The following is a 12,772-nucleotide window of genomic DNA, read 5'->3' on the forward strand; positions in this document are numbered from 1 at the left end:
GCATGAGCCAATCCCCCAAGATCGGTGCATTGGCGGTTGTTCTGCATCAGGACAAGGTTCTTCTGGTTCAGCGCAGCAAACAGCCCGACAAAGGGCTGTGGGGGTTCCCCGGCGGCCACGTAGAGTGGGGTGAAACCGTTCTGCAGGCGGCGCAGCGCGAGTTGCGGGAAGAAACCTCGGTGATTGCGGAACCGTCTCATTACTTGAGAAATCTGGATCTGCTGCGTCACGACAAGGCGGGGCAGGTTTTGTCCCATTACCTGTTGGTCGGCGTTGCCTGCCGCTATCGCTCCGGCACACCACAGGCTGGTGACGACGCGCTGGATGCCCGCTGGTTTACCATCGAGCAGATACGCCGGGGCGACCTGCCGATGAGCGCGCGGGTCATCGACCTTTTGGAACACGCGATCCGCGCGGATCAGGCATCGGCCGATCTTGTCAGCCGCCCATAAAGCAAACCTGACAGGACCACGCTCAGGACCACGATCAGAATTGCCCCGGCCAGGAATGCACCCAACCCCATTCGCAGCACCGCAATGCCATCTCCACCCGCATAGAGGCCTTGCAGCACGCCAAGCGGCGCGCCTGTAACCGCGGGCCAAATCATCGTCAGGCCGAACCAAACAGCCAAAGCGGCCCCGGTTGCCGCCAGCGCCCCGCGAACCACCCGGTCGGGTGCCCGCGCGGCACGGCGCATGGCTGTCATAGGGCGCGCCACGTCATTGAGGATCGCCAACAGGGCAGGCACCAGGATCAGAACCAGCAACATCCCGAACCCAAGCCCGTAAACCAGCGTGATCACGGTCGGCTTGAGGAATTGCGCCTGTTGCGAACCTTCGTAAAGCAACGGTGCCAGTCCAAGAACCGTGGTCAAAGTGGTTAGCATCACGGGACGCAACCTGTCTGCGGTCCCTTCGACAATGGACGGAACCAGACCACGGTCTTTTTGATACGCATCTATCGTCGTCACCAGAACGATCGAGTCGTTGATGATGATCCCCGTCATGCCCAGCAACCCGACCACCGTGAACATGCTGAGCGGCACATCCCAGATGTAGTGGCCCCAGATCGCACCAACGAGGCCAAAGGGTATGATTGCCATGACCACCACAGGCCGTGTCCAGCTGGCGAACACCCAGGCCAGAACAAGGTAGATACCTGTCAGGCACAGGATCAAACCGGTGCGGGCTTCGGCAAGGAATTCATTTTCCTGTTCGCTCAGGCCCGACATGCGCCACTCGACTTGCCGTTCGGCAGCGATATTCGGCAGGATTTCTTCCTGCATCGCCCGTTCGATTTCAGCCGCGCGTGCCGGATCATCCTCGGAGATGTCGCCATAGACCGAAACAACCCTCAGGCCGTTTTCGCGCCGAACCGTCGAGAAACCGGATTCACGCTCGACCGAAACGATGTCGGCCAGCGGTACGTAAACCCCATCAGGAGACCGCATGAGCGTACGCTCGAGGAAATCAGCCGTCAGTTCGCCTTCAGGCAGTTCCACACGGATCTCGGCACTGCGTGGCCCGTCCGGGAAAGTTGCCGCTTCGATACCGTTCAGGCGATTGCGCAGGGCGCGACCAAGCGTTTCTATCCTGAAACCCAGCGCCTCTCCCTGTGCAGTCAGGTCCAGGATGAACTCTTCCTTGTCATAAGCCAGGTTGTCTTCCAGCGCCGAGACTTCGGGAAATTTCGACAGCTCGGCCTGCAAGTCTTCGGACGCGGCCTTGAGAACGCTCACGTCAGAGCCGAAAAACTGCACGTCGATGGCGTCGCCACCCGGTCCAGAGCGCCACCCCCGGAAGCTGATCACTTCGAGCTTGGGATGGCGCGGCGCGAATTCCTGCAACTCTCCGACGAATTCGAAACTCGAATAAGGGCGCAGATCGGCATCGATGAGTTCGATCGAGATTCCCCCCAGCAAACTGCCATCCTTGCCATCCGCAGCAGCCAGCTGTCGGCCTGCATTGCCGCCAACCTCGGCCAGGACATAGTCGATCGGATTGCGCCCATGACGCTCTTCATAGATCTGGCCCAGGTCATTGACCGCCTGTTGCAGAAGGCGCATCATTTCCAGCGTATCTGATCGCGTTGAGCCTTCGCGCATGATAAAGCCGCCGGTCACGGAACTTCGCTCTGGTGCATTGAAAAAACGCCAGTTCACGTCGCCGCGAATGAACAGCGCGACCTGGCTGGCCAGTACCGCGATCATCAGCGCCACGACCACGTAACGCGCCCATATCACCCAGGCGATCAACGGGCGGAACAGGTGGTCCCGAACCCAACGGAAACCACGATTGACGACCCGGTTGGGCAGGTCATACCAGTGTTCCTTGGCCGAATGTGCGATGGCGTGTGCCATGTGGTTGGGAAGGATCAGGAAGCATTCGACCAGCGAAGCGATCAGTACAGCAATCACTGTAAAAGGAATGTCGCGGATCAGTTCGCCGAAACGTCCGCCCACCAGCGTCAGACCGAAGAACGCGATTACCGTCGTGACGGTCGCAGCCAGAACCGGCATGGCCATTCGCCGCGCCGCACGTTCCGCAGCCACGACAGGCGGCTCACCCAAACGCCGGGCGCGGAAATCCGCGTGTTCCCCCACCACGATGGCGTCATCAACCACGATGCCCAGCGTGATGATCAGGCCGAAAAGCGAAACCATGTTCAGCGACAAGCCCCCCAGATACATCAATGCGATTGCGGCCGACATCGCCACGGGGATACCCGCCGCAACCCAGAAGGCGATGCGCGCGTTGAGGAACAAGAACAGCAGGCAGACGACAAGGCCAAGACCCATCAACCCGTTGTTGACCAGGATGTTCAATCGGTCGGTTATGGCCTGGGCGCGGGTGCGGATCAGCTCAATCTTCACGCCCTCGGGCAAGCTGGCCTGCATTTCACGGGCAACATCTTCGACCGTGTGCTGGATGTCTATCGCATCGCCCAGATTTGACCGGTCGACCCGGATGGACATGGCCGGATCGTCACCGACGAAATAACTGCGATGCCGTGTGACACCTTCGACCCGAATCCTGGCGATATCACCGACCTTCAGCTTCGACCCGTTGGCAAAGGTCCGCAGCGCGATGTCTTCGATCTGCTCCGGGGTCCGCTTTTCGGTTCCGGCCCGGATACGCGCACCTGCGCCCTCAACCTCACCAGCGGGATCGGTGCTGACTTCGGCCGCAATCGCGGACGCGATCTCTTCCATGGTGATGTCATTTGCGATCAATTGCGCCGTGGTGATCTCGACAATGATCTGGGGCGCGGCAATGCCCCTGATTTCGGTTCGCGTAACTCCTGCCGAGAACAAGCGGTTGATGAACTCATCCGTCAGCTTCGCCAGTTGATTGGTGTCGGTGGGGCCACTGATAACGACATCCGTCACCCGATCCCGCCAAGCGCCGCGTCGAATTTCAGGTTCTTCCGAACCTTCGGGCAGATCCGTCACACCGTCTATCGCGGTCCGGACGTCTTCGACCGCGCGGGACATGTCCCAGTTCGGCTCGAACTCCAGTCTGACGCGGGTCCAACTTGGGTGGGAACTGGCCTCGGTACTGGTTACCCCTTCAACGGCCAGAAGCGCAGGTTCCAGCAACTGCACGATACCGGCATCCATGTCCTCGGGGCCTGCACCTTCCCACGAGACGGTGACATCAACCCGTTCCAGAATGACATCCGGAAAGAACTGTGCCCGCATGTTCGGGATAGCCGCTGCACCCAGAACCAGCATCACCAGCAGCAGCAAATTGGCGACCGTCCGGTGCCGTGTGAAATAGCTGAGAAGGCCACCCGCTGCGCCAGGTATCTCGCGCATCATGACGCTCAGCCCCCGGCCTTGGTTTCAATGCGCCGCACCAGAGATGAAGGGACGCGCGCTTCGCGCAACTGACCCAGAACCTGGGTTTTTTCATCCTGAGGCATGGATTCGTTGGCCTCGACCCGGGCCACGAGTTCAGCGCGTTTCGCATCTGAAAGTTCGACCATGCCCGGGTCTGCCCCGGCCTCAAGCCGCAAGGGCCGCACCCGCACGCCAGATCCAAGCAACGGCGTGCGTCCGATCACAACCTCGCGCCCTTCCAACCCGTCGCCCCGCAGCAAAACCTCGTCACCCTGTCTGCGGACAAGCTGCACCGGCAAACTTTCCAGACGGTCATCCGCACCCAGCACCAGAACCGTTCCCGATGCGTCCAATGCCGAAGACGGCAAGCGGAACACATTGGCAAGCGGTTGTTCCTGAACCGAGACGGTGACGAAGTCTTCGGGCTTGAAACCGGATGCCTCTTGCAGACGCGCATAGATCAAGCGTCCGGTCTGACCCTCACCGGCAGAACCGCTGTCGCGGCTGATATGACCAGTCGCGGTCAGATCGGTGCCCGTCACTTCAAGCGAAACCGTGACCGGTGCGTTGATCAGCCTGTCATTCTCGTCCAACAGACGTACATATTGTGCCGTCGACACCCGGAACGCCACTTCAAGCGCGTTTGGATCAACCAGTTCAGCCAGTTTTTCATTCGCCGACACCAACCGCCCTTCCACAAGCGTCACATCGGTCAGGGTACCGCTGAATCCGGCTCGAATGGTCATATCGTCAAGATCGCGTTCCGCCGCCTCCAAGGCAATCACCGCGCGCGCCAACAAAGTCGTTGCCTGATCGACGCGGGATTCAGCCTGTGCAAGCGCGATACGGCGCGCCAGAACGGCCTGTTGTGCCGAAGCAGCCGCCAGTTCAGCCTCTTCCACGCTGGCGGCGGCGCCTACCCCTCGGGACTCCAGATCGCGTTGCCGTTGCAGCGCCCGTTCCCGCAGTTCGGCTTGCGCCTCGGCCGATTTCAATTCGTCCTGCGCCAGCAGCAAAGACCGTTCGGCATCACGTTCTTCGAATTGTGCGTCCAAAAGATCTGACTTGGCCCGATCCAGCGCGGATTGGGCATCCGCCGGATCCAGTTCAACCAGAACTTCCCCGGCAATCACCGTTCCGCCATCCACGAAATCCTCTGCCAGGGCGACAACGCGGCCACCCAGTGCCGCGCGCAATTCCAGCCTACGCCGGCTCTGGACCTCTCCGAATGCTTCGAGATATGGGATTACGGTTTCCGCTTCGGCCTGACGTAAGGCAACCGCAAAGACCCGTTCGCGGGCGGCGGGCGCCTGGTTCTCACGCGTCAGGACGTCCTGAACGGCACCCATGATGATCTGCGCGGCAACAAACAGCAGAGCAAGCGTCAGGAACGCCAGAAAGATACCGACAAGACTCTGCCGTAGAAATCGCATCAAACAGTTACCCCGGTTGCACCAAGCTGCCGTCCACAACATGTAGCCGGATCACGAATTATGCCAAGCCACAAAGCGGTTATACGGAATTGAACGTACGACCAGTCTACTTCCGTCGCAGATGTTCGTCCAATCTGGGCATTATTTCCACAAAATTGCAGGGGCGATGCCGGTAATCGAACTGTTTTTCCAAAATCCCATCCCACGCATCCTTGCAGGCCCCCGGGCTGCCGGGCAATGCAAAAAGGTATGTTCCCCCCGCAACCCCCCCGGTTGCACGGGACTGCACCGCCGAAGTGCCTATTTTTTCCATCGAAATGATGGTGAAGACAGTGCCGAATGCGTCGATCTCTTTTTCGTACACGTCCCGATGCGCCTCGACCGTCACGTCCCGCCCGGTCAGACCCGTTCCACCGGTCGAGATCACGACATCGATCCGCTCATCCGCCACCCATGCCCGCAACTGGTCGGCGATCTGGTCGCGCTCATCCCGGATGATCTGGCGATCCGCAACCACATGGCCCGCTTTTTCGATCCGGTCCACCAATGTCTGCCCCGAGCGATCTTCGTCCATCGATCGGGTGTCCGAAACGGTCAGAACGGCAATTTTGACGGGGATGAACTCCTTGGTTTCGTCAATGCGCGACATCTTGCGTCAGGCCCTTTCCATCATGACAAGCCGGATCGCGAGGGCGGAACATATACGCCCCGTGATCCAACCAATAATACGCGAGGCGCGCTGGTTGCCGACATGCAGCCCGTTCACGACAAACACTCCGACGGCAATGATCCCGCCCCGGGGTTCACAAACTGCCGAATGGGCGCCAACAAGGGGAAGGTTTCGGTCATGGGCCTACTTCAAACCAATTCGGTTTCGGTCCCAGATTGGCCAGTTGTGTTCGACCCAAGGACCCTCGATAGCCCCAGCTTTCATGCACATGGCCAAAGAACGCAAACCCCGGCTGAAGGCGTTCCACCGCATCTCGTATGGCAGTTGATCCGACCGAAAGGCCTTGCGATGTCTGATCCCCATACCCTTTGGGCGGAGAATGAACGATCAGGACATCAGCCGTCTCACACCGGTCGAGCATCTCGGACGCCTCACCTTCTGTCATGTCACAGGACCAGGCTCCGAACGGAGTCGGTGGTACGCCGTAGCCAAGGCCAAACAAGCGCAAGCCGTCTATGGTCATGCCAGACCCATGCAGGACATGAACACCGTCCTGGGCCGCATTGCCCAGCTCTTCTGCGCTTTCCGCGTTTCCCGGGATCAGGACCAGCGGGGCCGAAATGCCGGACAGCATCTGCATCGCCTCGTCCAGCCCCTGACGCGAATTGCAATAATCTCCGGCACCGATGACAAGATCAGCCTCGGCGCTGGCGGCAACAAGATCGGCTGCCCGGTTGCGCGCCATGTGCAGATCAGAGAATGCCAGAACCTTCATATTGCACCTCGCAGCCGCGCTTTCAGTTCCAGCAGATCCGCCCAGGCCTGCCGTTTCATCTGCGGTTGCCGCAGCAGGTAAGCCGGGTGGAACATCGGAATCACCGGCAGATCCATTGCCTGATCCCATTTGCCGCGCAGGCGGGTGATGCCGCGTTTGCCCAGCACCGCCTGACAACTGATATTCCCCATCACAACCAAAACCTCGGGTCTGGCCAAGGCCACGTGGCGTTCCAGAAACGGCTTCATCATCCCGATCTCTTCGGGCTTGGGGTCGCGGTTCTGCGGCGGCCGCCATGGCAGCACATTGGTGATATAGACGTTCTCGCGACGATCCAGTTCAATTGCCGCCAGCATCCGGTCCAGCAACTGACCCGCACGGCCGACAAAGGGTTTGCCCTCGCGATCCTCATCGCGACCCGGCGCCTCGCCGATGATCATCACGCGCGCGCCGGGGGTCCCGTCGGCAAAGACCAACTGCCGCGCGCCGCGCTTGAGCTCGCAATGCTCGAACGCGTCCATCGCTGCGCGCAGCTGATCCAGCGATCCCGCGCCCCGTGCTGCGGATCCCGCGATTGCTACCGGGTCCACATCCCTTGGCTTTGCCGGGGCGGCGGGGGGCGTTTCCGGTTTCCTGGGTTTGGCCGAGGTGTCGGGCAAAGCGTACCGGTCAACCGGCACATCACCGATTGCCTCGGTCGCGCCCAGTTCGATCTGCCATTCCAGCAGCGCCCGCGCAGAATAATAGTCCAAGCCCGATTCCATAGGGATAACTTACCCGCCTGAGGGCTGAGGGAAAGCGAATAGGGCTTGATCGGTCGCTCTGTCGCGCCGACCATCGGCATGCGATGCTCAGATTTCTGCGATTCCTCATCATTGGACTAGTGCTGGTTGTCACCGATGATCCGGCATGGGCCACGTTTCACGACAAACACGGGCAATGCCGTGCGGGTCAGTTCAAATGTGGCAGCACATGTTGTTCAGGCGGGCAAAGATGCAGTTTTGATGGCCATTGCATTCCACTGGGCGGCACCTATTGCGGCGGCGGGCGCAGTTGCGGTCCGTTCGAACGCTGCGTCGCTGGTGGACTCAGATGTGCGCCCGCAGGCCTGAACAAATGCGCATCACGGCTGGATTGTCCGGGCGACAGTTTCTGCAATGGCCGTGGCGAGTGTGAACGAAGCGCACCCGAACTGGATACAACGCCACCGACCACATGCGCTGATGGCAGAACCTGCGCGCGCGGTTCGGCCTGCCTGCCCGGCGGGGGGTGCTCTCGTCCGGGATGGTTCCTGTGCGAGGAAACCGGATCACAATGCCGCCCCGGTTTCAAATGCTCGGCGCATCAAGGCTGCGTACCGATCAAGGCCATCGACTGTGGTTATGGCAAGTGGTGCAAGCCGGGCGAGCAATGCCTGCCCGAGGGCGGCTGCGAAAAACTGCCTGAGGGTACGGAACCTTAGGTTGCCTTGCGCCGCCCGGCTTCCTATAAGCGGCGCGATTGTCAGACAGGAGCCCGCCCATGCGTTTCGCCCATCGTCACCTTCTTGGCATCGAGCATCTGTCGCAATCCGATATCACCGACATTCTGGATCTGGCCGAGACCTATGTCGACATGAACCGCCAGTCGACCAAGCATTCCGACGTTCTGTCGGGGCTGACCCAGATCAACATGTTCTTTGAAAACTCGACCCGCACACAGGCCAGTTTCGAGCTGGCGGGCAAGCGTCTGGGCGCGGATGTGATGAACATGGCGATGCAGGCCAGTTCGATCAAAAAAGGCGAGACCCTGATCGACACCGCGATGACGCTGAACGCGATGCACCCGGATCTTCTGGTGGTGCGGCACCCGCATTCCGGCGCGGTCGATCTGCTGGCGCAGAAGGTCAATTGCGCCGTTCTGAACGCCGGTGACGGCAAACATGAACACCCCACGCAAGCCCTGCTGGACGCCCTGACCATCCGTCGCGCCAAGGGCCGCCTGCACCGGCTGAACATTGCCATTTGCGGCGATGTCGCCCATTCCCGCGTCGCCCGATCGAACCTGATCCTGCTGGGCAAGATGGAAAACCGCATCCGCCTGATTGGCCCGCCTACATTGGTGCCCGCGCAATTCGCCGAGTTCGGGGCCGAGATCTATGACGACATGAACGAGGGCCTCAAGGACGTTGACGTCGTCATGATGCTGCGCCTTCAGAAAGAACGGATGGATGGCGGGTTCATCCCCTCGGAACGCGAATACTACCACCGCTACGGGCTGGACGCCGCAAAGCTGGCGCAGGCCAAGCCGGACGCGATCGTGATGCATCCCGGCCCGATGAATCGCGGGGTCGAGATCGACGGCACATTGGCGGACGACATCAACCGGTCCGTCATTCAGGAACAGGTGGAAATGGGTGTCGCCGTCCGAATGGCCGCCATGGACCTGCTGGCCCGCAATCTGCGCGAGGCCGCATGAGCGATCTGACCGTTGCCCCCCACGAACGCGGCGTTTTGCGCCTGTTCACGCTGGACATGCGCCCGGAAGAGGCAAAGTTCCTGCGCGAACCGGGTGCCGCCGATCAGGTGCTTGGGGTCGACGGGCTGGATCCCAGCCATATCGATGTTTTCCCGGTCTCCGACCTCGAGGACCTCGGCCTGTACGGCTATCTGACCGAAGGCTGCGGCGTGTCTGCGGACCAGCTGGACCGGAACGCTCTGGCCTCTGTCGACGGTTGGGTCATGGTCGTTCGCAGCGCGGCTTTCAACGGACACCCGGCGACGCTGAACCCCGATCCGCGCCTGCGCCTGATCGGCCTGTTCACGGAAGAGGCCACGAACTGGACCGGGGGGATCATCGAAACCGAAAGCGCCAAACCCTTTTCCGCCCCGCAAACCGCCACAGCAAGTGACACCCCCCGCCGCGTCGGATCTGCCATTCTGGCACTGGTCGCGCTTGTGGTCATCGGAGGCATCTTATGGCTGATCCTGTGATCTTCGCCCCGGACAAAGGGGCCTATATCCGCACAAATGCATGGCTGGCTGCTGTGGCCATGGCCGGTGCAATGGCCGTGCTGTGGCTGATCGGCAATCCTTACGTCTGGACCGGAGCCCCAGCTGGCCTGGCCGCCATCGGCATACGCGCGTGGTATCTGGCCTCGGAAGAACTGGTCTCGAATTGGCAATTGTCAGACACCGCGCTGACCGGTCCCGGTGGACGCAGCGTGCCGCTGAACCAGATCACCGCCGTGAATATCATGGGCAGCTTCGTCCAGGTTGTCACCAAAACCGGCGACAAGCATCTGATCAAATACCAGTCAGACCCGGCCGCCACCAAAGCCGCGATTGAAAGGGCGATGGGATGAGCGACGAATGGTGGCGCGAGAAGATAGCAGAGGGCGAGCAGGTTCTATGGTTCGGGCGGCCGCATAACGGCTTCTTTCCGCCTCATCTGGGTTGGTCCTACAGGATTCTGATCGGCTCTGTCGGTCTGGCGTGGTTCGCCAGCCCGTGGATTGTCGACTCGGTGCGGGATTTCTGGAAGCTGATCAGTTGCACGGGCGTGCTGGCATTCGTGATGTGGGCGGACCGCTTTGTTCGCTCGCAACGCGTTTATGTTGTGACGCCGCAGAACGCGTGGCAAGTCAACAAAGAACTGAAAACCAAGAAACTTGAAATCAACCGGTTCCTGAATTTCCGCACTGTGCCCTCAGCGGTGGTTTTTAACCGCCACCCTTTTTTCAGATTCGACCATCTGCCCGACCCAGATGCCGCGTTGGCCGCGCTGACCCAAGCCCGAGAGACCCATACATGACCGCCCTGATCTTCACCAACGCTCGCCTGATCGACCCTGAAACCGGCACGGACAGTCCTGGCTGGCTGCACATTGCCGACGGCCTCATTCACGGCAAGGGCAACGGCGACGCGCCCGTTGCTGACGCCCGGGTCATCGACTGCGGGGGCAAGTGCCTCGCCCCCGGCATCGTCGATATCGGCGTCAAGGTGTGTGAGCCGGGCGAACGGCACAAGGAAAGCTACAAATCCGCAGGCCTCGCTGCCGCAGCCGGTGGTGTCACCACTATTGTCACCCGCCCGGATACACTGCCCGCAGTCGACACGCCGGAAACGTTGGAATTCGCGACCCGGCGCGCGCAGGCGGATGCGCCGGTCAACGTGCTGCCGATGGCCGCGCTGACCAAAGGGCGCGAAGGGCGTGAGATGACGGAGATTGGGTTCTTGCAGGACGCAGGCGCCGTGGCCTTTACCGATTGCGATCACGTCATCACCAATACCAAGGTGTTTTCCCGCGCGCTGACCTACGCGAAATCCTGCGGCGCGCTGGTGATTGCCCACCCGCAAGATCCGGGCCTGAGCCATGGCGCCGCGGCCACCAGCGGCAAATTCGCCGCCCTGCGCGGATTGCCTGCGGTCTCGCCCATGGCCGAGCGCATGGGGCTGGACCGTGACATCGCGCTGTTGGAAATGACGGGCGCGGCCTATCACGCCGACCAGATCACCACGGCCCGCGCCCTGCCCGCGCTGGAACGGGCCAAGCGCAACGGGCTGGACATCACTGCCGGCACCTCGATCCATCACCTGACGCTGAACGAACTGGACGTGGCCGACTATCGCACCTTCTTCAAAGTCAAGCCTCCGCTGCGGTCCGAGGATGACCGGCAGGCGGTGATCGAGGCGGTGCGCACCGGCCTGATCGACACGATCAGTTCGATGCACACGCCGCAGGACGAAGAAAGCAAACGCCTGCCGTTTGAAGAGGCCGCCTCGGGCGCGGTGGCGCTGGAAACGCTCTTGCCGGCGGCATTGCGCCTGTATCATGCCGACCAGTTGGACCTTCCGACCCTATTCCGGGCTATGGCATTGAACCCGGCCAAACGGCTTGGTCTGGAAAGCGGCCGATTGTCGGAAGGCGCCCCGGCGGATCTGGTTCTGTTCGACCCGGATGTGCCTTTTGTGCTTGATCGCTTTGCCTTAAAATCCAAATCTCAGAACACGCCATTTGACGGCCAGCGGATGCAAGGTAAGGTCATTTCGACCTATGTTGCAGGTAAAGAAGTGTTCCGGAGTTCCTGATGCCCCCGATCGACAACTCGACCAGCGAACTGCTCCAGTGGGCGGTGGTTGGATATCTCTTGGGCTCCATTCCCTTCGGCCTGCTGCTTGCAAAGGTCATGGGGCTGGGAAATCTGCGCGAAATCGGATCCGGAAATATCGGCGCAACCAACGTCCTGCGCACCGGCAACAAAGCCGCCGCGGCGCTGACCTTGCTGTTCGACGCGGCCAAGGGCGCGGTGGCGGTTCTGATTGCCCGTGCCTATGCCGGAGAAGACGCCGCGCAGATCGCAGCCCTTTTTGCCTTTCTGGGTCATTGCTTTCCCATCTGGCTGGGTTTCAAGGGCGGAAAAGGCGTGGCGACTTTTCTGGGCCTCTGGCTGGCGCTGGACTGGCGCGTCGGAGTTGCGTGCTGTCTCAGCTGGCTGGTGGCGGCGGCGATCTGGCGGATATCTTCGGTCGGCGCGCTGGCTGCGGCCGCGCTTTCAACGACCTGGGTGCTGGTTCTGACAAACGGACAATCCTTTATCCTTGGGATTATTCTGACCCTTCTGATCTATTGGCGTCACAGCACCAACGTCGCACGGATCAAGGCCGGGACTGAACCGAAAATCGGAAAATCGTGACACCGCCGGACGCTTTTGTTTCCGCGTTTTTCGCACTGCCCGAGGGCAGTTTTACCGGTACATCGGGGGATCGGCGCTATGTCGTCGTGCGCCAACAGATGGCAAAGGGGAAATCCCACAAGCTGGTTGCGCACGAACTGGGCGGCACCGACTATATCAGCATGAACCTGTATCAAACACGCATCAGCGGCGCGCTGCTGAGGCCTTGTGAAATGGCGGCCAGCAAAGTCATCGCGTTTGTTCTGGATTTTGAACCGGACGCGTAATGTCAGGCCTGCATTTTTGAACAGACGTTCCTCTCTGACGCACAATCACGATTCATTGTTTTGAACGTGATCCGCCTGCTTCCCAGATCGCTGTCGTGACGGTCAATTACGGG

14 protein-coding genes are annotated in these 12,772 nt (G+C 60.7%); 9 read left to right on the plus strand and 5 right to left on the minus strand.

Features of this window, described 5'->3' with window-relative positions:
- Positions 1-2: 2 nt before the first annotated feature.
- Positions 3-452 carry an NUDIX hydrolase gene (locus ACR0E2_RS14100; RefSeq protein WP_480446811.1) on the plus strand — a complete coding sequence of 150 codons (450 nt, stop codon included), beginning with the start codon at positions 3-5 and terminating at the stop codon, positions 450-452.
- On the opposite strand, the gene ACR0E2_RS14105 is transcribed toward ACR0E2_RS14100, so the two are convergent.
- From ACR0E2_RS14105 to ACR0E2_RS14125, 5 genes are all read right to left on the minus strand, one after another.
- Positions 419-3,820 carry an efflux RND transporter permease subunit gene (locus ACR0E2_RS14105; protein WP_480446812.1) on the minus strand — a complete coding sequence of 1,134 codons (3,402 nt, stop codon included), beginning with the start codon at positions 3,818-3,820 and terminating at the stop codon, positions 419-421. The two genes, ACR0E2_RS14100 and ACR0E2_RS14105, sit on opposite strands and share 34 nt — an antisense overlap.
- 5 nt (positions 3,821-3,825) lie before the next feature.
- Positions 3,826-5,274 carry an efflux RND transporter periplasmic adaptor subunit gene (locus ACR0E2_RS14110; RefSeq protein ID WP_480446813.1) on the minus strand — a complete coding sequence of 483 codons (1,449 nt, stop codon included), beginning with the start codon at positions 5,272-5,274 and terminating at the stop codon, positions 3,826-3,828.
- 106 nt (positions 5,275-5,380) lie between these two features.
- Positions 5,381-5,923 (minus strand): molybdenum cofactor biosynthesis protein B, encoded by a 543-nt coding sequence (moaB, locus tag ACR0E2_RS14115; RefSeq protein ID WP_480446814.1) that lies wholly within the window; start codon positions 5,921-5,923, stop codon positions 5,381-5,383.
- 196 nt (positions 5,924-6,119) lie between these two features.
- Positions 6,120-6,719, minus strand: coding sequence for a metallophosphoesterase family protein (locus ACR0E2_RS14120; protein WP_480446815.1), 600 nt, complete (start codon positions 6,717-6,719; stop codon positions 6,120-6,122).
- Complete coding sequence (locus ACR0E2_RS14125) at positions 6,716-7,483, minus strand: uracil-DNA glycosylase (protein ID WP_480446816.1); 768 nt, start codon at positions 7,481-7,483, stop codon at positions 6,716-6,718. Before ACR0E2_RS14125 ends, ACR0E2_RS14120 begins: the two co-directional genes overlap by 4 nt.
- Positions 7,484-7,566: 83 nt before the next feature.
- On the opposite strand from ACR0E2_RS14125, the gene ACR0E2_RS14130 reads away from it, so the two are divergent.
- From ACR0E2_RS14130 to ACR0E2_RS14165, 8 genes are read left to right on the plus strand one after another with little or no spacing between them, the layout of a single operon-like run.
- Positions 7,567-8,181 carry a scavenger receptor class F, member 2 gene (locus ACR0E2_RS14130; RefSeq protein ID WP_152456772.1) on the plus strand — a complete coding sequence of 205 codons (615 nt, stop codon included), beginning with the start codon at positions 7,567-7,569 and terminating at the stop codon, positions 8,179-8,181.
- Positions 8,182-8,240: 59 nt separating this feature from the next.
- On the plus strand, positions 8,241-9,176 hold the full coding sequence (locus ACR0E2_RS14135; protein WP_152456771.1) for an aspartate carbamoyltransferase catalytic subunit: 936 nt from the start codon (positions 8,241-8,243) through the stop codon (positions 9,174-9,176).
- On the plus strand, positions 9,173-9,691 hold the full coding sequence (locus ACR0E2_RS14140; RefSeq protein WP_480446818.1) for a hypothetical protein: 519 nt from the start codon (positions 9,173-9,175) through the stop codon (positions 9,689-9,691). Before ACR0E2_RS14135 ends, ACR0E2_RS14140 begins: the two co-directional genes overlap by 4 nt.
- Positions 9,676-10,062, plus strand: coding sequence for a hypothetical protein (locus tag ACR0E2_RS14145; protein ID WP_171616876.1), 387 nt, complete (start codon positions 9,676-9,678; stop codon positions 10,060-10,062). The genes ACR0E2_RS14140 and ACR0E2_RS14145 overlap by 16 nt, the downstream gene beginning before the upstream one ends.
- Positions 10,059-10,511, plus strand: a complete 453-nt coding sequence (locus ACR0E2_RS14150) for a hypothetical protein (RefSeq protein WP_480446819.1) — start codon at positions 10,059-10,061, stop codon at positions 10,509-10,511. The genes ACR0E2_RS14145 and ACR0E2_RS14150 overlap by 4 nt, the downstream gene beginning before the upstream one ends.
- A complete protein-coding gene (pyrC, locus tag ACR0E2_RS14155; RefSeq protein ID WP_480446820.1) occupies positions 10,508-11,788 on the plus strand; it encodes a dihydroorotase in 1,281 nt (426 codons plus the stop codon). Before ACR0E2_RS14150 ends, pyrC begins: the two co-directional genes overlap by 4 nt.
- Positions 11,788-12,393: a glycerol-3-phosphate 1-O-acyltransferase PlsY gene (gene plsY / locus ACR0E2_RS14160; RefSeq protein ID WP_224854770.1), complete on the plus strand. Its 606-nt coding sequence runs from the start codon at positions 11,788-11,790 to the stop codon at positions 12,391-12,393. The genes pyrC and plsY overlap by 1 nt, the downstream gene beginning before the upstream one ends.
- A complete protein-coding gene (locus ACR0E2_RS14165; RefSeq protein ID WP_224854773.1) occupies positions 12,390-12,659 on the plus strand; it encodes a hypothetical protein in 270 nt (89 codons plus the stop codon). The genes plsY and ACR0E2_RS14165 overlap by 4 nt, the downstream gene beginning before the upstream one ends.
- Positions 12,660-12,772: the final 113 nt, after the last annotated feature.

This window comes from Ruegeria sp. A4 (genome assembly GCF_056543025.1).